The 20877-nt window shown below is 61.8% G+C and carries 24 protein-coding genes; 17 read left to right on the top strand and 7 right to left on the bottom strand.

What is annotated here, in order from left to right:
- The coding region (gene gltX, locus B3M53_RS12060; protein ID WP_286800465.1) for a glutamate--tRNA ligase at nt 1-1061 on the bottom strand (1061 nt) is incomplete at its 3' end.
- 160 nt (nt 1062-1221) lie between these two features.
- Between gltX and B3M53_RS12065 the strand changes: the two genes are divergently transcribed.
- The 4 genes from B3M53_RS12065 to B3M53_RS12080 all read left to right on the top strand — a co-directional run bounded on the left by B3M53_RS12065 (nt 1222) and on the right by B3M53_RS12080 (nt 4435).
- On the top strand, nt 1222-2013 hold the full coding sequence (locus B3M53_RS12065; RefSeq protein WP_273020794.1) for a DUF3667 domain-containing protein: 792 nt from the start codon (nt 1222-1224) through the stop codon (nt 2011-2013).
- Nucleotides 2010-3011, top strand: coding sequence for an NADP-dependent oxidoreductase (locus B3M53_RS12070; RefSeq protein ID WP_273020795.1), 1002 nt, complete (start codon nt 2010-2012; stop codon nt 3009-3011). The genes B3M53_RS12065 and B3M53_RS12070 overlap by 4 nt, the downstream gene beginning before the upstream one ends.
- 203 nt (nt 3012-3214) lie before the next feature.
- Nucleotides 3215-3646 (top strand): PaaI family thioesterase, encoded by a 432-nt coding sequence (locus B3M53_RS12075; RefSeq protein WP_022699919.1) that lies wholly within the window; start codon nt 3215-3217, stop codon nt 3644-3646.
- A 192-nt stretch (nt 3647-3838) separates the two neighbouring features.
- Complete coding sequence (locus tag B3M53_RS12080; RefSeq protein ID WP_160092268.1) at nt 3839-4435, top strand: hypothetical protein; 597 nt, start codon at nt 3839-3841, stop codon at nt 4433-4435.
- Here B3M53_RS12080 and B3M53_RS12085 read toward each other — a convergent pair.
- Nucleotides 4420-4611: a hypothetical protein gene (locus B3M53_RS12085; protein WP_160092269.1), complete on the bottom strand. Its 192-nt coding sequence runs from the start codon at nt 4609-4611 to the stop codon at nt 4420-4422. The genes B3M53_RS12080 and B3M53_RS12085 overlap by 16 nt on opposite strands.
- Before the next feature lie 208 nt (nt 4612-4819).
- On the opposite strand from B3M53_RS12085, the gene B3M53_RS12090 reads away from it, so the two are divergent.
- Nucleotides 4820-5086, top strand: a complete 267-nt coding sequence (locus B3M53_RS12090; RefSeq protein WP_028284481.1) for an HU family DNA-binding protein — start codon at nt 4820-4822, stop codon at nt 5084-5086.
- 92 nt (nt 5087-5178) lie between these two features.
- Here the strand turns inward: B3M53_RS12090 and B3M53_RS12095 are convergent, their stop codons facing one another.
- Nucleotides 5179-6225, bottom strand: a complete 1047-nt coding sequence (locus tag B3M53_RS12095; protein ID WP_273019349.1) for a flavin monoamine oxidase family protein — start codon at nt 6223-6225, stop codon at nt 5179-5181.
- A gap of 22 nt (nt 6226-6247) precedes the next feature.
- Nucleotides 6248-7624 carry a class II 3-deoxy-7-phosphoheptulonate synthase gene (locus tag B3M53_RS12100; protein ID WP_273019348.1) on the bottom strand — a complete coding sequence of 459 codons (1377 nt, stop codon included), beginning with the start codon at nt 7622-7624 and terminating at the stop codon, nt 6248-6250.
- 184 nt (nt 7625-7808) lie between these two features.
- Here B3M53_RS12100 and B3M53_RS12105 point away from each other — a divergent pair, with 184 nt between their 5' ends.
- Complete coding sequence (locus B3M53_RS12105; protein WP_160092272.1) at nt 7809-7994, top strand: hypothetical protein; 186 nt, start codon at nt 7809-7811, stop codon at nt 7992-7994.
- A gap of 23 nt (nt 7995-8017) precedes the next feature.
- On the opposite strand, the gene gor is transcribed toward B3M53_RS12105, so the two are convergent.
- Nucleotides 8018-9421: a glutathione-disulfide reductase gene (gene gor, locus B3M53_RS12110; RefSeq protein WP_273019347.1), complete on the bottom strand. Its 1404-nt coding sequence runs from the start codon at nt 9419-9421 to the stop codon at nt 8018-8020.
- A 197-nt stretch (nt 9422-9618) separates the two neighbouring features.
- Here gor and radC point away from each other — a divergent pair, with 197 nt between their 5' ends.
- Nucleotides 9619-10317, top strand: coding sequence for a RadC family protein (gene radC / locus B3M53_RS12115; protein WP_022699928.1), 699 nt, complete (start codon nt 9619-9621; stop codon nt 10315-10317).
- A 48-nt stretch (nt 10318-10365) separates the two neighbouring features.
- Nucleotides 10366-12126, top strand: coding sequence for an amidohydrolase (locus B3M53_RS12120; RefSeq protein ID WP_273019346.1), 1761 nt, complete (start codon nt 10366-10368; stop codon nt 12124-12126).
- A 6-nt stretch (nt 12127-12132) separates the two neighbouring features.
- Here the strand turns inward: B3M53_RS12120 and B3M53_RS12125 are convergent, their stop codons facing one another.
- Nucleotides 12133-12522: a VOC family protein gene (locus B3M53_RS12125; RefSeq protein WP_273019345.1), complete on the bottom strand. Its 390-nt coding sequence runs from the start codon at nt 12520-12522 to the stop codon at nt 12133-12135.
- Between the two features lie 36 nt (nt 12523-12558).
- On the opposite strand from B3M53_RS12125, the gene B3M53_RS12130 reads away from it, so the two are divergent.
- The 5 genes from B3M53_RS12130 (at nt 12559) to B3M53_RS12150 (ending at nt 18145) form a co-directional block, all read left to right on the top strand.
- Complete coding sequence (locus tag B3M53_RS12130) at nt 12559-13803, top strand: threonine synthase (RefSeq protein ID WP_022699931.1); 1245 nt, start codon at nt 12559-12561, stop codon at nt 13801-13803.
- A gap of 110 nt (nt 13804-13913) precedes the next feature.
- A complete protein-coding gene (locus B3M53_RS12135) occupies nt 13914-15200 on the top strand; it encodes a spinster family MFS transporter (protein ID WP_160092277.1) in 1287 nt (428 codons plus the stop codon).
- A 69-nt stretch (nt 15201-15269) separates the two neighbouring features.
- The gene (gene purB / locus B3M53_RS12140; RefSeq protein WP_273019344.1) at nt 15270-16574 is read left to right on the top strand and encodes an adenylosuccinate lyase; all 1305 of its coding nucleotides are present in this window, start codon (nt 15270-15272) and stop codon (nt 16572-16574) included.
- 128 nt (nt 16575-16702) lie between these two features.
- Complete coding sequence (locus B3M53_RS12145) at nt 16703-17653, top strand: pepsin/retropepsin-like aspartic protease family protein (protein ID WP_273019343.1); 951 nt, start codon at nt 16703-16705, stop codon at nt 17651-17653.
- Between the two features lie 48 nt (nt 17654-17701).
- Nucleotides 17702-18145 carry a thioredoxin domain-containing protein gene (locus B3M53_RS12150; protein WP_273019342.1) on the top strand — a complete coding sequence of 148 codons (444 nt, stop codon included), beginning with the start codon at nt 17702-17704 and terminating at the stop codon, nt 18143-18145.
- Nucleotides 18146-18213: 68 nt separating this feature from the next.
- Here B3M53_RS12150 and B3M53_RS12155 read toward each other — a convergent pair whose 3' ends face one another.
- On the bottom strand, nt 18214-18534 hold the full coding sequence (locus B3M53_RS12155) for a DUF1476 domain-containing protein (protein ID WP_022699935.1): 321 nt from the start codon (nt 18532-18534) through the stop codon (nt 18214-18216).
- A gap of 290 nt (nt 18535-18824) precedes the next feature.
- Here B3M53_RS12155 and purC point away from each other — a divergent pair, with 290 nt between their 5' ends.
- The 4 genes from purC to B3M53_RS12175 all read left to right on the top strand — a co-directional run.
- Nucleotides 18825-19586 (top strand): phosphoribosylaminoimidazolesuccinocarboxamide synthase, encoded by a 762-nt coding sequence (gene purC, locus B3M53_RS12160; protein WP_022699937.1) that lies wholly within the window; start codon nt 18825-18827, stop codon nt 19584-19586.
- Nucleotides 19583-19825, top strand: a complete 243-nt coding sequence (gene purS / locus B3M53_RS12165; RefSeq protein WP_107712831.1) for a phosphoribosylformylglycinamidine synthase subunit PurS — start codon at nt 19583-19585, stop codon at nt 19823-19825. The genes purC and purS overlap by 4 nt, the downstream gene beginning before the upstream one ends.
- A gap of 28 nt (nt 19826-19853) precedes the next feature.
- Nucleotides 19854-20519, top strand: coding sequence for a phosphoribosylformylglycinamidine synthase subunit PurQ (purQ, locus tag B3M53_RS12170; protein ID WP_022699939.1), 666 nt, complete (start codon nt 19854-19856; stop codon nt 20517-20519).
- Nucleotides 20516-20877: AIR synthase related protein (locus B3M53_RS12175; protein ID WP_349678843.1), on the top strand; the 362-nt coding region annotated here is incomplete at its 3' end. The genes purQ and B3M53_RS12175, both read left to right, overlap by 4 nt.

Genomic DNA, 20877 nt, shown 5'->3' on the forward strand with positions numbered 1-20877 from the left:
ACGTCTTTCACAAAGGTCAGGTTCGGGCGCACGGTCAGCCAGACCGCCTCGCCGCCATCCGCGTCCAGCGCCGCTAGCTTGGGCTGCGCCTCGGCATAGCTCATGGCGTGCACCAGCTTGGCGTTCAAACGCTTGAGCTCTTCAGGGTCAAAACGCGCCGGGGTGCGCGACAGCTTTCCGAACTCGAACTCGTCAGCGAGCTGCTGCAAATCATCGCGCGCATCCACGGCGTCAGACGTGCCGATCTTGGCCAGCAAGGAACACACCGCCATTGGCTCATAGCCGTCAATCTCGCGCAGGTCTTCAATGGACAATGAGCCCAGACGCTTGGACAGCTTGTCGCCGTCTGCGCCGACCAGAAGCGCAGTATGGCCCATGGCGGGCGCCGAGCCCTTGCCGCCCAGCGCTTCGAAAATCTCGATCTGCGCGGCCGAGTTGGTCACATGGTCTTCGCCGCGAATGATGTGAGTGACGTTTGACTCAAGATCATCCACCACGCTTGGCAGGGTATAGAGATAGCTGCCGTCGGCGCGGATCAGGATGGGATCGGAGACAGAGCTGGTTTCGATATGGCTCGGCCCGCGCACAAGGTCGGTCCATTCGATCCGGCCGCCCGACAGCTTGAAACGCCAGTGCGGCTTGCGGCCTTCGGCGTCGAGCTTGGCCTTGTCCTCATCGGTCAGGCTGAGGGCGGCGCGGTCATAGACCGGCGGCTTGCTCTGGGCGCGCTGGATCTTGCGTTTGCGGTCCAGCTCGTCCTCGGTCTCATAGCACGGATACAGAAGACCCTGATCGATCAGGCTCTGTTTGGCCGCTTCATATTTGTCAAAGCGCTCGGACTGCTTGAACGTCTCGTCCCAGCTTAGTCCCAGCCAGGTGAGATCCGCCTTGATGGCGTCTTCATTATCCTGGGTGGAGCGCTCCAGATCGGTGTCGTCGATACGCAGTAGAACCGTGCCGCCCTGGCTCCGCGCAAACAGCACGTTCAGCAAGGCGGTGCGCACATTGCCCACATGCAGGCGGCCGGTGGGACTGGGGGCGAAACGGACTTTCACGGTCATGGATATCGACTCTGATTACAGGAAACGGCGCAGCACGGGTGCGCGATCTAAAGCGCGGCTTTAGACCGCCGCCAACGGCGCGTCAAACGTGAGAGTGCGCGGACTGGCTTGATGATTGACGCCGGCAGGGTGATGCTGCCGTCTTGCTTGGGGGACAGTTATGGCCAACGAACCGCAAACACCGCCCGATCAGGGACCCAAAGGCCCACAGCTTGATGAAATGCTCGATGGCCTGATGGGCTGGAACCGCAGTTTCATCCACACGCTCAAAGACGGCTTCATCAATCCCGGACGGGTCGCGGGCGCCGTATTGGCCCAGGACAATCAGGGTTACGCCTCCCCCATCCGCCTCTTCGTCTTCCTCATGGGCGTATACACGACCCTGAGCGTGTTCATGTTAGGCGAGCAGGCGACAAGCATCGCATCTTTTTCCCAAGCCCCGCCTGAAGTGGTGGAGGCCTGGCTGGCCGAACAAGGCCGGGACTATGAGACGGTCAATGGCGCCTGGGAGTTCTGGTTCAATCTCCTGATCTGGCCGATCACTATCGTGGCGTCGAGCCCGTACGCCGTCCTGCTCAAAGCCTTTGCGCCCAAACGCACCCTTTATGGCGCAACGCTTGTCTATTTGACGACAATCAACACGATGACCGCGGGCCAGATTATCCTGACCCTGGTTCTCGCGCTGTTCATGGACTCAGCGACCAGCGTGATGCTCAGCCTGCCGGTCATGCTTATCGTCTACTTCTACATCACCGGACGTGTGATCTACGCGCACTACGCCTCCAGCCTGACCGGGGCAATACTGAAGCTATTATCCATCGTGCTATTGACCCCAATCACCCTTATCATCACGGTGGCGCTGCAGATCCTCTTATTCGATCAGATGATGGAGCATCAGTTTGGTCTGAATATGGTGGATATTTTCAATCTTACAGGAGAGCCCGCGCCATGAAGTCTCGCGAAATCCGGTTGACGCAACATTTCACCGGGCCGGTGAAATCGGACTATTTCGAGATGGCGGAAACGGAGCTGCCCGAACCCGCTGAGGGCGAGGTTGTTGTGCGCAACGCCTGGCTGTCGGTCGACCCCTATATGCGCGGCCGGATGATCGGGGTGAAAACCTATATCGACCCGTTTGAAGTCGGCGCGCCTCTGGAAGGCGGCGCCGTGGGCCAGGTCGTGCAGTCCAAGGCCGACGGCTTCGCCGAGGGCGACTGGGTGATGAGCATGAAAGGCTGGCGCGAAGGCTATGTGGCCGCCGCCGACGGCCTGACCAAGATCGACGCCAGCGTGCTGCCGCCTGAAGCCTATCTGGGCGTGGCGGGCCTGACGGGCATGACCGCCTATATCGGCCTCAAGCGCATTATCGAGCTTAAAGAGGGCGAAACCTTGTGGATGAGCGCCGCCGCTGGCGCAGTGGGCTCAGCCGGCGTTCAATTCGCCAAGGCCATGGGCGCCAACGTCATCGCTACGGCTGGCGGGAAAGAGAAGACCGATTTCTGCACTGAGATCGGCGCCGACGCCGTGGTCGATTACAAGGCGACGGACGATCTGGCGGGCGCCGTGCGCGCCGCGGCGGAGCCCTTTGGCGGCGTGGACGCCTATTTCGAGAACGTGGGCGGCGACCATCTCCAGGCGGCGCTGGATGTGATCAAGCCCCATGGCCGCATGGCCGTGTGCGGCATGATCGCCCGCTATAACGACGACACGCCCCTGCCCGGCCCCACCAACCTGACCCAGGTCATCGCCAAAAAGCTGAAGGTTCAGGGCTTCATCCTGTCGGACCATTTTGATCTGCAGGGCGAATTCATCAAAGACCTGTCCGATTGGATGATGGCGGGAAAAGTGAAAACCCGCGACACGGTCTATGACGGCATCGAACAGACGCCAGACGCCTTCATGGGCCTCTTCACCGGCGCCAATATCGGCAAAATGCTGGTCAAACTCTAAGCTCAAAGGGCCGGATGCGCTGATGGCGCATCCGGCCTTCTTCACGACCATAGATTAATCCACTCTCAACCATAGATTTCCAACACCGATTTACTCGCCATTCGGTGCGCCTGTTATACGTCTTGTGAACACTTTGGACCTAAAGGTTTCCCTTACCGTTATTTGAGACAGGACGGTCGTCTTTCAGGCGCCCGAGGGTTCCCATGAACGTAGAACAATTGAACGCGCGTGCTGAAGGCCGTCTCGCCGGCTTGGTCGGACTGGATGTCATCGAAGCCAGCTCGACCCGCATTCGCGGCGCCCTGACGGTTCGTCCTGAACTGCAAGCGCCCACAGGCTTCCTGCATACCGCCACCATCATCGCCATGCTCGATACGTTGGCGGGCTATGGCGCCAGCATGAACATCCCGGATCGCTCGATCGGCTTCACCACGATTGAAGTCAGCTCCAGCTTTTTCGGCGCAGCCCGCGAAGGCCGCGTCATTGGCGAGGCCGTCCCCATCCACCGGGGCAGCACGACCCAGATCTGGTCGGCCAATTGCTGGCGTGAGAGCGACAACAAGGAAATTGCGGTGTTCCGCTGCACCCAGATGGTGCTCTATCCCCCGCGCCGCGGCGAACCCAAGGAAGAGTAGCTTTATCACGGTCCTGTTTCAGGCCACATTGCCGCCCGTAGAGAACGGGGGGCGTGGATGGGCGTTTCAGAGCCGGGCGGGCAGGATCACAAGGGTCGCAAGGACCACGAAGACCTGATCGAGGATACTCTGGGCTTCAATTTGAGAAGCCTGAAAACGCTGTACGCCTTGTTCGCAACCCCTCGCGCGGTCATGCAGGCCATCGTTGAGCGTGACCGCGAACGCTACACTCCCATGATGCGTCTTTTTCTTGGACTGATGGGGGCTCAGGTCGCCCTGTCCGTGATCTGGGGCGGACATGCCGGCATCCTGGAACAATCGCTTTCACAGCTTCCGGAAGAGCAACTTCAAGACCTGCAGACACTTGTCGGTCGACCTCTGGACGAATTCTACGAGATTTTTGGCACGATTGCGGGCTTCCTTCAGCCCCTGTTCGTGGGCGTGTTCACGGCCTTCTCTGTCCTGGCCCTTCAAATGATGGGGCCCAAACGGTCTTTGAGCGTCAATCTCAACCTGATGTTTGCGGTCTTGAACGCGGGCAGCATTATCGGGGTAGTGTTGATGCTTCCCCAGACACAATTAGGTCTGCCGTTTGCGATCTCTCTGAGCCTTGTGATGCTTGGATATTTCCAGGCGTTTTTCCGAGGCATGCCCGTGAGCATCGTTGGTACAGGAGCCAAGCGCTGGGGCTATAGCCTGTTGATGACGGTCTTGCTGATCGTCCTGATCTTTGTCGGAGGCATTGTGATGAATATCACAGCTTTGTTTGGCGCTTACATCTGGCCCTGACGCCCAATGCGGTAAAGGCGTCCCAGGACGCCGCCGCCAACACACGCCGCCACGAAGGCCGCCAGCGTGTCATTTCCGAACATATGCAGGAAACCTGCATAGGACAGGCAGGCCGTCGCCACGGCCAGCCCGGTCGCGCTGATTCTGTTCAGCCATGAAACAGGTGCTTGGGTCATGGTTTCCTAAAAGCAAACAACGGGCCGTTTTCGAAGGCCTTTGTTTACCATAACGCGCAATTTCGCGTTAGGACTGCAAACCAATTCAGCTGATACGCCTGTATAGCCTTGCAATCAGGGCTCAGAATCGCGCTTCATGGCGCTGTCCAATGTTGGCGGCTCTCGATTCGACCTCTGCCGCCTTGTCCAACCAGTGGGGGGAACCCTGATGAATAAATCTGAACTCGCCAAAGCCATCGCCGACAAAGCTGGCATCACCAAAGCCCAAGCCGGCGACGCCATCGACGCGTTCGCTGACGCCATCGTCGGCGCTGCGAAGTCTGATGACTCCGTGCAACTGGCGGGCTTCGGCACCTTCCACGCCAAACACCGTGAAGCGCGCGAAGTGCGCAACCCGCGGACTGGCGAGAAAATGATGTCCAAAGCCAAGACCCAGCTGGCCTTCCGCCCGGCTTCGGCTCTGAAAGACATCTAAGCGTTTTCCGCCCTCGGGCGGATAAGCTGAGCGAAACCGCCGCCCTAACGGGCGGCGGTTTTGTTTTAGGCGCTGGCGTTCGTCTTCAACTGTCAGACGGGTGAATCCAGCAGGCGCTCCACAGCTGCGTCAGCCGCCTCCAGCGCCCCTTCGATCAAGCCGCCATGACTGCGCGCAGCCTCAGCGCCTGCGAACGCCAGGCGACCCTCAAACCAAATCTGCGACAACGCCGGCTCGCCATAAGGCGGATGCTCACGCGGCCCTGGACTGTCCGCTGGCGTCGCGGTCAGGCGGTCTGCCGACCAGTCCTTGAAAACAATCTCAGACGGCTTGGCGGCCTGTACGCCGAACAGACGCTCGAGCTGAGCGAGGGTCTCAGCCTGAAGCGTCCCTGACCGGCGTCGGCGCACGCCCTCAGGCCAGCCATAAAACCCGAACAGGGCGAAACGGCCCGCCTCATCATCGCTGTGATCCACCACCTCCATGAGCGGCCCGACCTGACTCACCGCCGAGCCGGACAAGCCCGCCTCGCGCCAGAAGGGAGCGTCATAGCTCAGAGAAATCTTGGCGTGGGCGGCCATCCAGGTCGGCCAGCGCTTCAGGGCGGCGCTGAGTGTCCGGGGCAGCCCCGGCGTAAACGACCAGCCCGCCACGAGCGGCGGCGGGACAGCGATTATCACCTGGCGCGCGCCGTATGTGTCGCCGGTCACAAAGCCGAGCTCGACTCCATCATCGATAGACACCGCGTTGACTTCAGCGCTCAGGATCAGCCGCTCGGCTGGCAGCTGCACAGCCATGGCGCGGGCCAGATGAAAGGGGCCGCCCTCCAGGCGTGCGGCGTCAGCGTAGCGTTTGGGAAAATCCAGCGTCTGGATCCCGGCCGCCGTTTCATAGCGCAGGGCGCCGTTTTCAGGCTGCGGGAAGTCGCGAAGGCCAAGCGCGTCTATGAGCGCCCGCACCCGCGGCTGATGCGCAGGCCAGACCCAAGACGGACCCAAGTCCAGACCCGCTTGCGCATAAGCGCGCCCTCCAACCCGGTCGCGCGCTTCGAGCACCGCATAATCCAGCCCGCATGCCTGCGCACGCGCAGCAGCGCGCAGGCCGCTAATCCCGGCGCCGACGATAATCAGGTCGAGCATGGCGTTGAACTCTGGCGCGCGCCTACTCCGCCGCGACGACGCTACGTTTGAGACCTTGAGCGGGTTTCAACGCATCCGAAATCTGGAACGCCATTTCCAACGCCTGGTCGGCGTTCAGGCGCGGATCGCAGTGGGTGTGATACCGGCTCGACAGATCCGCTTCGGACAGATGTCCGGCGCCGCCAACGCATTCGGTCACGTCCTGGCCCGTCATCTCGAAATGCACCCCGCCCGGCTCAGCGTCCTCAGCGCGCAAGACTTCAATGAAGGTGCGAAGCTCAGACAGCACCTTGTCGAAATCGCGGGTCTTGTAGCCATTGGCCGCCTTGTGGGTGTTGCCGTGCATCGGGTCGCACGACCAGATCACATTGCGCCCTTCAGACTGCACCTTGCGCACCAGCGGAAGCAGCCCGTCAGCCACCTTGTCCGCGCCCATGCGCACATACAGGATCAAGCGTCCCGCCTCGTCGCGCGGATTGAGCACGTCGATCAGACGGATCAGCTCGTCAGGATCAAGCGTCGGCCCGCATTTCAGCCCGACCGGGTTTTCCAGGCCGCGCATGAACTCCACATGGGCATGGTCAGGCTGACGCGTCCGGTCGCCAATCCACAGCAAATGCGCGCTGGTGTCGTACCAGCGGCCGGAATTGCTCTCCATCCGGGTCATCGCCTGCTCGAACGGCAGGTGCAGCGCTTCGTGGGAGGTGAAGAAGTCCACCCCTTCCAGCGACGGCGCGCCATCGGGCGTCACGCCGCACGCGCGCATGAAGGCCAGCGCCTCGCCGATGCGGTCGGCATATTCCTGATAGCGCTCGCCCGCCGGGCTGCCCGCCAGGAAATCAAGCGTCCACTGGTGGACGTTGTGAAGGTCGGCATAGCCTCCAGACGCAAGCGCCCGCAAGAGGTTGAGCGTCGCTGCAGATTGATCGTAAGCGCGGATCAGGCGCTCAGGGTCGGGCACACGCGCCTCTTCGGTGAAGGCCATGTCGTTGACGGAATCGCCGCGATAGCTGGGCAGGGTCACGCCATCAATGGTTTCTGAATCCGACGAGCGGGGCTTGGCGAACTGGCCTGCAATGCGGCCCACTTTCACCACCGGCTTGGCGCTGGCGAAGGTCATCACCACCGCCATTTGCAGCAGCACGCGGAAGGTGTCGCGTACAGTCTCGGCGGAGAACTCCTTGAAGCTCTCGGCGCAATCGCCGCCCTGCAGCAAAAAGGCCTGCCCGGCGGACACATTGGCGAGCTGGCTTTTCAACCGGCGCACCTCACCGGCAAAGACCAGCGGCGGGCGCTTGGCGAGCTCGGATTCCACCCAGTAAAGCTTATCCATATCGGGATAAGTCGGTAATTGCTTACCGGGTTTGGATCTCCAGCTCTCAGGGCTCCACACAGTCATGGCCTTCGCCTTTCTAGAATTTGGCCGGACATATTAGCGGCGATTGTGCAACGCAGTAAGCCCCGAGTGTAAGCTCGCGGGGCATACTGTATCGTAAACACCACAATTATCGTCTCAGTTGAATTTTTAACTCGGGCGCCCTCTATTGGGGAATTCAACTTCCAACAGGGCAAGAGGCGATCTCATGACCATCACCATCACAGGCATTTCTCATCAATCCGGCGCCATTTTCACCGCACAGTTCACGGTCAGCGGCAGCAGCATCACGCATTCAGACCTGGCGGTCGAATTCCAGTCGGACGCCAGCAAGAGCTTTGCAGACGTCCAGGCTGACGCCTTGAGCGCCGCCACTTCCGCCTTGCAGAGCTAGACCATGTCTCGAATTGCGCGCGGCTACTCCGCTGCGCGCAGTTCAGGCGGAATCCATTTTTCCTTCATGGTGACCAGTTCCTCGGCCACGCTGGGATGGACGGCGCAGGTTTCGTCAAACTGGGCTTTGGTCAGTCCCGCCTTCACCGCAATGCCGACCGCCTGAATGATTTCAGGGCTGTCATCACCCACCAGATGCACGCCGACGACCACCTGATCGGAGGCGCGCACGATCATCTTCATCATCATCCGGTCAGGATGGTCGGTGATGATGCCCTTCATGGGGCGGAACTGGGATTTGTAGATATCCACTTCGCCGAATTCATGGCGCGCTTCGGCTTCGGTCAGCCCCACCGTGCCCACGGGCGGCTGGGTGAAGACGGCGCTGGCGATGGTCGAGTGATCATAGGCGTTTGGCTTGTCGCCATAGACCGTATCCACAAAAGCCGCGCCTTCGCGGATCGCCACCGGGGTCAGGTTCACCCGGTCGGTCACATCACCCACGGCGTAAATGTTCTCGACGCTGGTCTTGGAATACTCATCAACCTTGATCGCGCCCTTCTCATTGAGCTCGACGCCAGCGCTCTCAAGCCCCAGCCCTTTGGTGTAGGGATCGCGGCCGATCGCGAAGACAACCTGGTCCACATCCTCGATCACATCGCCATTATCGAGCGTGATGCGCTTGGTCTTCGTGTCCTCGTCGGTCAGTTCGATCTTCTCGAACACAGCATGGGTGATCACGCGCACGCCAGCCTCTTTCAGGCCTTCATGGACGGCGGTGCGCACATCATCGTCAAACCCGCGCAGCACAGTCTCGCCGCGATAGACCAGGCAAGTCTCGACGCCCAAACCTGCAAACACCTGGGCGAACTCCACCGCGATATAACCGCCGCCTGCAATCACAATATGCTTGGGCAACTTGGGCAGATGGAACAGCTCGTTGGAGGTGATCGTATGCTCGACGCCGGGCAGGCTATCATCCTTGTTGGGCGCGCCGCCCACAGCGATCAGGATGTGTTTGGCGGTGACGGTGCGATCCTGTTTGACCAGCCGGATGGTGTTGGGGCCTTCAAGTACGGCGCGGTCTTCGATCAGCTCTACGCCGGCGTTTGCAAGATTGCGCGAATAGATGCCTGAGAGGCGATCCACTTCAGCGTTCATGGTGTCGCGGAAAGTCGGCCAGTGGAACTCAGGCGCCCCCACATCCCAGCCATAGGCCTTGGCCTGTTTGAAGCTTTTGGAGAAGCCCGAGGCGTAGACCATGTACTTCTTGGGCACGCAGCCGCGGATCACGCAGGTGCCGCCGGGACGGTATTCCTCGGCGACGGCGACTGTCTTGCCCTTCATGGCGCTCAGGCGTGACGCGCGGACCCCGCCAGAGCCTGCGCCAATGGTGAACAGGTCATAGTCAAACTCGTGATCGGCCATTGCGCGCCCTCTTCGTGATTCACTCAAATCTGCATGCGTATGTGTGCTTGCATACCGGATAGGTCAAATCACATGGGTGCGGAAGATGGGGAAACCGCTTATGCGCCCTCATTTGAAAGAGGCGCCGCTCGCCTCAGAGGTGGTGTCGCCGCTGAAATTCTCCTATCAAGATAATCCGTCACAGATGAGCGCGGATTGTGAGCGACCTCAAAACCATCCCTGACACCCCCCACCATGCCGGTCATCGCGACCGGCTGCGTGCGCGCTTTTCAGAAGCCGGCGGCCAAGGCCTCGCCGATTACGAACTTTTAGAGCTGGCGCTGTTTCGCTCCATCCCGCGGCGAGACGTGAAACCGCTCGCAAAGGCTTTGATCGCCCGGTTCGGAAGCTTGGGCGGGGTCTGCGCGGCGGAACTGCACCAGCTCAAGGACATCAAAGGCGTGTCGGAAAAGACCGCCCTTGATCTCAAACTGCTCGAAGCCCTGGCCGTGCGCATGGCGCGCGAACAGGTGGTGGGGCGTCCGGTCCTCTCAAGCTGGTCGGCCTTGCTCGATTACCTGCGTACGGCCCTGCAGCACGCCTCCACCGAGCAGTTCCGGGTGTTGTATCTCGACAAGAAGAACCGTCTGGTCGCTGACGAACATCAGGCGCGAGGCACGGTGGATCATGCGCCAGTCTATCCGCGGGAAGTGGTCAAACGCGCCCTGGCGCTGGACGCCAGCGCCCTGATCCTGGTGCACAACCATCCCAGCGGCGATCCGACGCCGTCTCACGCCGATATCGAGATGACCAAGCTGGTGATCAGCGCCGCCAAACCCTTCAACATCGTGGTCCATGACCATCTGGTGATCGGACGCGAACGCACGGCGAGCTTTAAAAGTTTGGGATTGCTTTAGACCTTCAGCGCCTTAGCCTGCCTCAAACAGGGATCGGGGAGGCGCGTCATGCTGCGTATCATTCTGGCCGGGCTCGCCATTATGGCCTTGCTGACGACGGGTTTCTCGCTGGCGGCCCGTTCGGCGACAACGTCCCAGGACCTGCTCTTTTACAACGGGGTGATCCGTACCGCGTCTGAACCGGATGTAGCGGATGCGCTCTACATGCGCGACGGCGTGATCATCGCCGTGGGCGACCTGGGCGCCGTCGAAGCCGCAGCGCCTCGCGGCGTCAGACGGTTTGATCTTGAGGGCGGCGCCCTCACCCCCGGCCTGATCGAGCCGCACACCCATCCTCTCGCCGCCGGGCTTCTGGGACAGGCGATCAATCTGTCCGGTCCCCATTCGGGCGGAAGGGCTGAAGTGATGGCCCTGATCGAGCAAGGACTGGCGCGCGGCGGACCCAGCCACTGGGCGATCGGTTTTGGTTGGGATCCGGTGCTGTTGGGCGATATCGATGCGCCCAGCCTCGAAGAGCTCGACACCCTGTCGCCCGACCAGCCTTTGGTGATCCTCACCCAGATGATGCATGAGGCCTTCGCCAACACCGCCGCATTTGAGGCGTCAGGCATCAGCGCAGACACGCCCGATCCCGAGCATGGGTATTTTGAACGCGACGCCACAGGCGCCCTGACGGGACGCGTGGTGGAGGTGGACGCCGTCAGCCAGCTCATGTCCGGAGTTCCGACGCCCTCAGATGCGGCGCTCGAATTCATCCTGGCGGACGCCTACGCCGAATACGCCCGGTCCGGATACACCACCATCGGCATTACGGGTCTGGTTGGACGCGCACGCGACCCGCTGGCGATCCTTGAAACCATCGCAACCTCTCCCCGCCCGGCGCTGAATACGGTTTTATATCTGCTGCCCGAGCAAGCGGCGCACGGTTACACCCTGTTTGATCACGCGCGCTCTGACGCCGTGATCACCCGCGTCGCCGGTCTCAAGCTGTGGCTGGACGGCTCGCCCTTTGTGGGCGGCGCCGCGACCTCTGAGCCCTATGCCGACAGCGCTTTTAACGCCGACGTGCTGGGCCTGCCGCCGGGATGGCGCGGACCGCTGGCGATCCCGCCTGAGACCGCGCTGGCGCACGCGCTTGCGGCGCAGCAATCGGGCGTGCAGATGGCGTTCCACGTCCAGGGCGAACGCGCGATAGATCTGGCGCTGGATGTGATCGACGCCGCCCAGCGCGCCCATCCTCAATCCGGTCTTCACCACCGTCTGGAGCATCTGGCCCTGGCGACGCCCCAGCAGATCGAGCGTGCGGCTGAACTGGGCGTCTCATTGGGCTTCTTCCCGGATCATATCGGGTATTACGGCCACCGGCTGGAGGCGATGTTCGGGCCTGAGCGCGCCGGGCGCTACATGCCCATTCGTGCTGCGATGGAGAGCGGCGCCGTGGTGACCATTCATGGCGATCATCCCGCCAGCGCCATCGACGCCGCGCGCGTGATGACCTTGCCGGTCTCGCGGCTTACGCCCGACGACGCGACTCTGGGCGACACGGTCAGCGCCGAAGACGCGTTTGCGATGATGACGATCAATGCCGCCCGTCAATTGGGATTGGATGATCAGATCGGATCGCTGGAGCCGGGCAAGCGCGCGGATCTGGTCATGTTTGATCGCGACCCTGTGCAGGCGCTCGAGACCGGCGAGCAATTCACCGCCCAGCGCACCTGGATCGCGGGACGCCCGGTGGACCAGCGTGCATGGTCGCTCGACCGGCTGGGGCGGCTTCTCGGCGCCGCCTGGGGACAAATGACGCGCTAAGGGCTGCTACGCCTTTGGCTTGGCCGGCTCCCACAGCTCAATCTTGACCCCGTCAGGGTCCATCAGCCAGGCGAAATGACCATAATCGAACTGTTGCGGTTCTCCGATCAAGGCGACACCTGCCGCCTTGATCCGCGCCAGCAGGGCGTCAAGATCCTCGACGATCAGATTCACCATGAACGCCTGCTCTGACGGGGCGAAATAATCAGACCCGTCCTCAAAACGGGCAAATATGGTGCGCGCGCCGTCGCCAAAGGTTTCAGCGGTCTCAGCATGGGGAAAGTCAAAACCCCCATAAGAATTTAGCTCCAGACCCAACACCTCTTGATACCAACGCTTGGCCGCGTCAGGATCAGCGGACTTCACGAATATGCCGCCGACGCCGCGTACTGGCATGTCGATCTCCTTGTTTACCCTGTCTCACGGTGACCCATGCCTGCTGCCCCGTCCAATTTTTTCACCCATCTTGAATGCTCGATGACGGGGGCGCGTATCGAGGCCGATGCGCCGCAAAACCTCTCCCCCGAAGGCTGGCCGCTTCTGGCGCGGTATGATCTTGAGGCCATGAAGAGCCGACTTGATCGTGACGCCATCGCCGCACGCTCGGCCATGGACCAGCCCGGATTCTGGAAATGGCGCGAACTGCTGCCCGTCGCGAAGGACGAGGATGTTGTGTCGCTGGGCGAAGTGGATACGCCCCTGATTTATGCGGCAGGCACGGCGGCGCAGATCGGCGCGACCGGGCGCCTGTGGGTCAAGGATGAGGGCCGCCTGCCGACGGGCAGTTTCAAGGCGCGCGGGCTGGCGCTGGCGGTGTCCATGGCGAAATCGTATGGCGTGAAAACCATGGCCATGCCCACCAACGGCAATGCCGGCGCCGCGCTGTCCGCCTATGGCGCGCGGGCCGGAATGACAACCTATTCCTTCTGCCCTGAAGATACGCCGGACGTGAATGTGCGCGAGATCGCGGCCCAGGGCGGCAAGGTGTTTCGCGTGAACGGCCTGATCCATCAGTGCGGCGCGATTGTCGGCGCGCTGAAAGAGCAGATGGGCTGGTTTGACGTCTCCACCCTGAAGGAGCCCTACCGGATCGAGGGCAAGAAGACGATGGGGATCGAGCTGGCCTGGCAATTGGGCTGGAAACTCCCCGACGCGATCTTTTACCCCACCGGCGGCGGCACCGGACTGATCGGCATGTGGAAAGCCTTTGATGAAATGGAAAAGCTGGGCTGGATCGGCTCTGAACGTCCCAAGATGTTCGCTGTTCAGGCCGAAGGCTGCGCGCCCATCGTGAAAGCGTATGAAGCGGGGGAAGAGCACGCGCCGGAATGGCTGGACGCGCATACTTTCGCCGCCGGCATTCGCGTGCCCAAGGCCATTGGCGATTTCCTGATCCTGCGCGCCGTACGCCAAAGCGGCGGCGCAGCACTGTCGGTCAGCGAAACCCAGATTGAAGCCGCCCGGCAACTTTGTGGGCGCGAGGACGGTCTGTTGCTCTGCCCCGAAGGCGCGGCGACGCTGGCGGCCGCTCAGTCCGCTCTGGATCGCGGTCTGGTGGAGCGTGACTCAGAGATGGTGCTGTTTAATTGCGGTTCGGGCCTGAAATACCCACTGCCTGATCCGGCGCGCTCTCTGGATCGTACTAAGCCCATCACACCGGACATGCTTAAAGGCTGACTTGAAAGACTGAATCCGCCTCACTGAATCGTAATGCACACGAGCCTTTAACTGAATCACCTGCCTATCGCATAACCCCGGCCTCTCTGATTCGAGCCTAAGGGACCGCAATGAGCACCCCCGCGCCTTTCACCGCCAAACGGCCGGCCGCCCGAAACGCCTGGACCGCGCTCGGGGTTTTGCTCGTGGTCTATCTGGTCAACTTCATGGACCGGCAGGTCTTTGCGGTGCTCCAGGAAGAGTTCCGGGTCGATCTCAATCTGAGTGACTCCCAGCTCGCCCTGCTGGGCGGAACCGCGTTTGCGCTGTTTTACGCAACGCTCGGCATTCCCATTGCGATCCTGGCCGACCGCACCAACCGCATCCGTCTGATCGCCGCGGCCTGTGTCGTCTGGAGCGTGTTCACCGCCCTGTCCGGTCTCGCGACCAATTTCCTCCAGATGCTGCTGGCCCGCATTGGCGTCGCGTCGGGTGAAGCAGGGGGAGTCTCGCCTTCATATTCCGTCCTGTCTGACTATTTCCCGCCCTCAAAGCGCGCTTTCGCCATCGGCTTGTTCTCGATCGGCGCGCCCCTGGGGCTCACCGCGGGCTCGGCGCTGGGCGCCTTTATCGCCGATGCGCTGAACTGGCGTTGGGCGTTCATTCTGGTGGGGCTGCCGGGCGTCTTGCTGGCGCTGGTGCTGCTGGTTCTGGTCAAGGAACCCAAGCGCGGCATGTTCGACACGGAAGCCCTACGCGCCCAGAAAGCCAATGCGCTGGGCGCATTGAAACTCGTGTTCGCCACCCCGTCCCTGCGTCTGTTCACGGCCGCCGCCGCGGTGACCTCGTTTGCAGGCTATAGCCTCTATCAATGGGCGCCCTCCTTTCTGATCCGCTCTCAGGGCATGACGCTGGAAGAGGTGGGCGCCGGTCTGTCGCCGCTGTTCGCTTTGGGGCTCATCGGCTCGGTGGCCGGCGGCTGGATGGCGGACCGCGTCGGACCAGGACGCCCTGAAGCCTATGGCGTCATTCCAGGCGTGACCTTGTTGTTGACCGTGCCGTTCTTCCTCGGCGGGCTGATGGCGCAAGACGGCCAGACCACCCTGCTCTTCTTCGCCATCCCCTTGCTGCTCAGCTATGCCTGGATCGGACCGGGGCTGGCCGCCACCCAGACCATGACCCCGCCCGCCTCTCGCGCAGCGGTGGCAGCGATCATCGGCTTCTTCAACAATCTGATCGGCATTGGCCTGGGACCGCTGGCCGTCGGCGCATTGTCAGACGCGCTGCGCCCCCATTATGGCGAAGGCGAAGCCTTGCGTCTGGCCTTGATGGCGGGCAGCTCGGCCTTCGCCCTGGCGGCGGTTTTGTTCGTGGCGGCAGGCTATGCGCTCAAGCGCGATCTGAAGCGGCGCACTTGACGTAGCGGGCCGGTTGGCGCTGTTTGCGCGCAAACCCGCCCCTTTCGTCAGACGTGAGAGCCGCGCCCCATGATCCCTCGCTATACCCGGCCGGAAATGGCCGACATCTGGTCCCCACAATCGAAATACCGCATCTGGTTCGAGATCGAGGCCCACGCCACCGACAAGCTGGCCGAGCTGGGCGTCGTGCCGGCCGACGCCGCCAAGGCGGTCTGGAAAGCCAAGGACATGACATTCGACGTCGACCGGATCGACGAGATCGAAGCCGAGGTGAAGCACGACGTCATCGCTTTCCTCACCCATCTGGCTGAGCTAGTGGGCGATGACGCCCGCTTCGTGCACCAGGGGCTCACCAGCTCGGACGTGCTGGACACCTGCCTGGCCGTGCAGCTCAAGCGCGCGTCTGATCTGCTGCTTGCGGGCATGGACCGGGTGCTGGCGGCGCTGAAAAAGCGCGCTTTCGAGCACAAGATGACCGCCTGTATCGGCCGCAGCCACGGCATCCACGCCGAGCCCACCACGATGGGGCTGAAATTCGCGCGCTTCTACGCCGAATTCGACCGCAACCGCGCGCGTCTGGTCCAAGCGCGTGACGAGATCGCCACCTGCGCCATCTCCGGCGCCATCGGCACCTTCGCCAATGTGAACCCGGCCGTGGAAGCCCATGTGGCGCAGGCGATGGATCTCAGCGTCGAGCCGATCTCCACCCAGGTGATTCCCCGCGACCGCCATGCCGCCTTTTTCGCAACGCTGGGCCTGATCGCGTCCGCCATCGAGAACATTGCGGTTGAAGTGCGCCATCTTCAGCGCTCGGAAGTGCGTGAAGCGCAGGAGTTTTTCTCCAAGGGGCAGAAAGGCTCGTCGGCCATGCCGCACAAGCGCAATCCGATCCTGACCGAGAACCTCACCGGGCTGGCGCGCCTGGTGCGCTCGGCGGTCGTTCCAGCGATGGAAAACGTGGCGCTCTGGCATGAACGCGACATCTCCCACTCCTCCGTTGAACGCGGCATCGGCCCCGACGCCACCGCCCATCTCGATTTCGCCCTGCACCGCACCGCCTCGATGATTGAAGGCCTGATCGTGCACGAGGACCGCTGCCGGGAGAATCTTGAGACCTATGGCGGCATCCACAATTCCCAGCGCGTGCTGCTCGCGCTAACGCAAGCCGGCGCCTCGCGAGAAGATTCCTATCGCCTCGTTCAGCGCAACGGGATGAAAACCTGGGATGAAGGCGGCAAGCTGGTGGAGCACCTGAAAGCCGATGAGGGCGTCACGGCGTTGCTCTCAGACGCTCAGATCGAAGCCTGCTTTGACGAAGACTATCACTTCAAGCATGTGGACATGATTTTTGATCGTGTGTTCGGCGCGCACTGATCGGGCGTCGCCCTTCGCCACTTCAGAAACGCCGCCCGAAGGTTCGGGCGGCGTTTTGCTGGGCGCTTATTTGTAATTGCATCAATTTCCCGGCCTGCTACCGTCAAGACGAGTAGCACGGAGCCGCCATGACACGCTTTCAGGGCCTTTTCAGTCTCGCATTGAGCCTGATGCTGAGCGCAGAGGGCTACGCGCAACACCAGTCCAGCATTCCCATGCAGAGAAACTCCTTCGGGCTATACACGCTCGAGACGCATGTGGGACGCAGCGTGTTGTTCTCCGGAAACCCTGACGCGGATCCGGTCCCTTTCATCATCGATACTGGCGCGTCGCATACGGCCGCGCCGCGACTGATCGCTCAACAACTCGCCGATCAGCAAGTGATCACGCTTGATCAGGTCGCGCACGGCATCACCGGACAGTTCGACACCGATCTGATTTTTGTCGAGCATCTCGATTATGGTCTCGGCCCGCGCGTGATCGAAGTCGCGGTCTTTGAAGACGCTTTCGGCTCGGTGATGAGCGCCGCGGGTCTTCTGGGCGCAAACGCCTTCACCACCGAGATCATCCAGATTGATTTCCCCCGCGCCCGCTTGGAGCTGTTGCCTCAGCGCGTCTCGCTTTCCACAAGCGCATTGAACGTGCAGGACGGACTGGTCATGGGAGTCGGTCAGGTGCGCGGCGTGGACGCGCCTGTGCGGGTCCTCGTTGATACCGGGGCGACCGCTTCTATCGTCAATACCGCCTTCATGCGCGCCCGCGCCGGTCCGCAAGCCTCAACATCGATGGAGATCGAGGGCGTGTCGGGCGATAGTCAGGCCGTGGGCGAAGTGCGCCGGATGTTCAGCCGGTTTCGTGTGGACGATTTCTGTATCGGCCTGTTTGAAATCACGGTGTCTGACGTCTACGCGTTTGAGCATCATGGCTGGGCCGAAGAACCGGCGATCATTCTGGGTATGGATGTGTTGCAACACGCTGTGATCAGCATTGATTTCGGCTCGGGCGGCGTCGTGCTTCAGGGTTTTGACCGGATGGCGTGTCCAGGCGCCCGCACTCACGCGAGTTTGAGTCCGCGCTAGACCGTGGTGTGCTAAATGGGAAGGCCTTATGATCTGAAGAGCTTCCCCATGATGCGCATAGCCGCACTCATATTGCCCCTCTGGCTTGGCGTGATCGCTGTCGCCTCCGCTCAGAGTGAGACCCCGGCAACCGCCGCCGACGAGCCACGTCTGGTTGCGGCGCTGTTCCGGTCCAACTGGTGCGGGCCCTGCAAGGTTCTGGAGCCGCGCTATGAGTCGGTGATGACCCACTACGTGGACGCGCCGCTGGAACGGGTGCGCTTTGACAGCTCCTTTGGTCGACGCGGCGCGCTGGCGCGGCGCGCGCGTGAGGAAGGCGTCAGCGAGGCATACGAAGCAACCGCCGGGTCGACAGGCTTTGTGCTGTTGATCGACCGCGACACCGGGGATGTTCTGGCGCGCATCACCATGGACTACGCAGACGCAGACATTCGCGGCGCGCTCGATCACGCCCTGCAGCTCATCGCTGATCGTGAGGCGTTCGGACTGTAAGCCGGACATGAAAACGGCGGCGCAGAATCTACGCCGCCGTCACTCATTTCAGATCAGAGCCAGACCGGTTAGCCCTTGAGAACCTGTTCGCGGGCCTCTTCGAGCAGCTGCTCCATCTTGTGACGGATCTGGTGATCGGTCTGCTCGATGCCGCGGGCGTCGAAATCGCCGCGCACCTTGCGGAAGACGTCTTCATCACCGGCTTCTTCGAAATCGGCTTTGACGACTTCCTTGCCATAGGCTTCGGCGTCATCGCCGGTCAGGCCCATCAGCTCGGCGGCCCACAAACCCAGGAGCTTGTTGCGGCGCGCAACCGCTTTGAACTCGAGCTCCTGATCGTGAGCGAATTTGTTTTCGAACGCGTTTTCGCGATCATCAAAACCTGACATGGCGGTGGTCCTTCAACCCCAGACATCAAAACTGCTGCCTGAAGAGTTAGCCGTAGCAGCGACGATTATCAATCGTGTAAGCCTGAGCGCAAACAGGCTTCAGCACAGATATTGATGTAAGCGCGCCCCTCGCGTATGAAGGCGCCACGATAGCGGCCCGCGGCGACGGGCCGTTTCGCGTTTCTCATGGCATGGCCCAGGCGCGACGTCTCTGTTCCCAGCGACATCAAAGCGGGCTCACGCCCCACTCGCGCGCCGTTAAAGCGCGCCCAAGCCGGAGCGAGGCCACGATGTCCCGCCGCAAGATGCTGTACGAAGGCAAAGCCAAAATCCTCTACGAGGGTCCCGAGCCGGGCACCGTCGTGGCCTATTTCAAGGATGACGCCACCGCCTTCAACGCCCAGAAAAAAGCCGTGCTCGAAGGCAAGGGCGTGCTCAACAACCGGATCTCCGAATACATCATGGAGCATCTGGGCCGGATGGGCATCCCCACCCACTTCATCAAGCGCTTGAACATGCGTGAGCAATTGCTCCGCGAAGTCGAGATCATCCCGCTGGAAGTGGTGGTGCGCAATGTGGCCGCCGGCTCGATCGCCAAACGCTTCGGCCTGACCGAAGGCGATGCGCTGCCGCGCTCCATCGTCGAGTTCTATTACAAGAACGACGCCCTGGAAGATCCGATGGTCGCCGAGGAACATGTCACCGCGTTCAACTGGGCCACCACCCAGGACATGGACGAGATGATCGCCATGGCGCTGCGGGTGAACGATTTCATGTCGGGCATGTTCGCCGCCGTCGGCATCCGTCTTGTGGACTTCAAGCTCGAATTTGGCCGCGTCTACGACCAGAACGACATGCCGCGAGTGATTCTCGCCGACGAGATCAGCCCTGACAGCTGCCGTCTGTGGGACGCCAACACCAATGAGAAGCTCGACAAGGACCGGTTCCGCCGCGATCTGGGCAATGTGACCGAAGCCTATGCCGAAGTCGCCCGCCGTCTGGGCATCATGAAAGAAAACGGTTCCGTCACCGAAGAGGGGTCTCCGGAATGAAAGCGCGCATTCACGTCTATCTCAAACCCGGCGTTCTGGACCCGCAAGGCCAGGCCGTCTCCAACTCGCTGAACCATCTGGGGTTTGACGAAGTTACGGGCGTGCGTCAGGGCAAGCTGATCGAGATCGATCTCAACACCGCCGACGCCGAGGAAGCCCAGCAACGCGTCTCGGAGATGTGCGACAAGCTGCTCGCCAACCCCGTCATCGAAAATTACGACATCGAGCTGAGCGCTTAGGCGCTGGCGAGCAAGAAGCGGATCTGACATGAAAACCGCCGTCATCGTCTTCCCCGGCTCGAACTGTGACCGCGACGCGGCCACGGCGATCGAAGCCGTCACCGGCCACGCGCCGGCCATGGTCTGGCATGAAGAGACCGAACTGCCTGAGGGGCTCGACTTCGTCATGGTCCCCGGCGGGTTCTCCTATGGCGACTATCTGCGCTCGGGCGCGGTCGCTGCGCGCTCGCCGATCGTCAATGACCTGAAAAAGAAGGCCGAAGCGGGCGTACCCATGCTGGGCGTGTGCAACGGCTTTCAGATCCTGACCGAGGCCGGGCTGCTGGACGGCACGCTGATGCGCAACGCGTCTTTGCATTTCGTCTGTGAGAAAGCGCCCCTGCTGGTGGAGACGGCGAACACCCGCTTCACCCGCGGCTATGCCGACCGCAAGGAGATCGTCATCCCGGTCGCGCACCATGACGGCAATTATTTCGCCGACGAGGCGACGCTCGACCGGATCGAGGGCGAAGGCCAGGTGGTCTTCCGCTACGCCAACAATCCCAACGGCTCCGCCCGCGACATCGCCGGCGTCACCAATGCGGCGGGCAATGTACTGGGCATGATGCCCCACCCGGAACGCGCGGTGGACGCCGATCATGGCGGAACCGATGGACTGGCCCTGTTTGAAAGCGTGCTGGGGAAACTGTCATGAGCGAAGCTGTGAACCCGCGTTACGCCGAGGGAATCACCGAAGAGATCGCCCTCGATCACGTCACCGCTGACGAATACGAGATCATCCTGAAAGAGCTCGGCCGTGCGCCGAACCTTGTGGAGCTGGGCATTTTCTCGGTGATGTGGTCCGAGCACTGCTCGTACAAATCCTCGCGCCTGCACCTGTCCAAATTCCCCACGTCTGGCGACAAGGTGATCTATGGTCCGGGCGAGAACGCCGGCGTCATCGACATTGGCGACGGCCAGGCGGCCATCTTCAAGATGGAGAGCCACAACCACCCCAGCTATATCGAGCCCTATCAGGGCGCGGCCACGGGCGTGGGCGGCATTCTGCGCGA

The sequence above is a fragment of the Oceanicaulis sp. UBA2681 genome, assembly GCF_002354675.1.
Taxonomy (GTDB): Bacteria; Pseudomonadota; Alphaproteobacteria; order Caulobacterales; family Maricaulaceae; genus Oceanicaulis; species Oceanicaulis alexandrii.

Coding starts and splice junctions, on each gene's coding strand:
- B3M53_RS12065 (WP_273020794.1), top strand. CDS start 1,222: ATGGCCAACGAACCGCAAACACCGCCCGATCAGGGACCCAAAGGCCCA.
- B3M53_RS12070 (WP_273020795.1), top strand. CDS start 2,010: ATGAAGTCTCGCGAAATCCGGTTGACGCAACATTTCACCGGGCCGGTG.
- B3M53_RS12075 (WP_022699919.1), top strand. CDS start 3,215: ATGAACGTAGAACAATTGAACGCGCGTGCTGAAGGCCGTCTCGCCGGC.
- B3M53_RS12080 (WP_160092268.1), top strand. CDS start 3,839: ATGCAGGCCATCGTTGAGCGTGACCGCGAACGCTACACTCCCATGATG.
- B3M53_RS12085 (WP_160092269.1), bottom strand. CDS start 4,611: ATGACCCAAGCACCTGTTTCATGGCTGAACAGAATCAGCGCGACCGGG.
- B3M53_RS12090 (WP_028284481.1), top strand. CDS start 4,820: ATGAATAAATCTGAACTCGCCAAAGCCATCGCCGACAAAGCTGGCATC.
- B3M53_RS12095 (WP_273019349.1), bottom strand. CDS start 6,225: ATGCTCGACCTGATTATCGTCGGCGCCGGGATTAGCGGCCTGCGCGCT.
- B3M53_RS12100 (WP_273019348.1), bottom strand. CDS start 7,624: ATGACTGTGTGGAGCCCTGAGAGCTGGAGATCCAAACCCGGTAAGCAA.
- B3M53_RS12105 (WP_160092272.1), top strand. CDS start 7,809: ATGACCATCACCATCACAGGCATTTCTCATCAATCCGGCGCCATTTTC.
- gor (WP_273019347.1), bottom strand. CDS start 9,421: ATGGCCGATCACGAGTTTGACTATGACCTGTTCACCATTGGCGCAGGC.
- B3M53_RS12120 (WP_273019346.1), top strand. CDS start 10,366: ATGCTGCGTATCATTCTGGCCGGGCTCGCCATTATGGCCTTGCTGACG.
- B3M53_RS12125 (WP_273019345.1), bottom strand. CDS start 12,522: ATGCCAGTACGCGGCGTCGGCGGCATATTCGTGAAGTCCGCTGATCCT.
- B3M53_RS12130 (WP_022699931.1), top strand. CDS start 12,559: ATGCCTGCTGCCCCGTCCAATTTTTTCACCCATCTTGAATGCTCGATG.
- B3M53_RS12135 (WP_160092277.1), top strand. CDS start 13,914: ATGAGCACCCCCGCGCCTTTCACCGCCAAACGGCCGGCCGCCCGAAAC.
- purB (WP_273019344.1), top strand. CDS start 15,270: ATGATCCCTCGCTATACCCGGCCGGAAATGGCCGACATCTGGTCCCCA.
- B3M53_RS12145 (WP_273019343.1), top strand. CDS start 16,703: ATGACACGCTTTCAGGGCCTTTTCAGTCTCGCATTGAGCCTGATGCTG.
- B3M53_RS12150 (WP_273019342.1), top strand. CDS start 17,702: ATGATGCGCATAGCCGCACTCATATTGCCCCTCTGGCTTGGCGTGATC.
- B3M53_RS12155 (WP_022699935.1), bottom strand. CDS start 18,534: ATGTCAGGTTTTGATGATCGCGAAAACGCGTTCGAAAACAAATTCGCT.
- purC (WP_022699937.1), top strand. CDS start 18,825: ATGTCCCGCCGCAAGATGCTGTACGAAGGCAAAGCCAAAATCCTCTAC.
- purS (WP_107712831.1), top strand. CDS start 19,583: ATGAAAGCGCGCATTCACGTCTATCTCAAACCCGGCGTTCTGGACCCG.
- purQ (WP_022699939.1), top strand. CDS start 19,854: ATGAAAACCGCCGTCATCGTCTTCCCCGGCTCGAACTGTGACCGCGAC.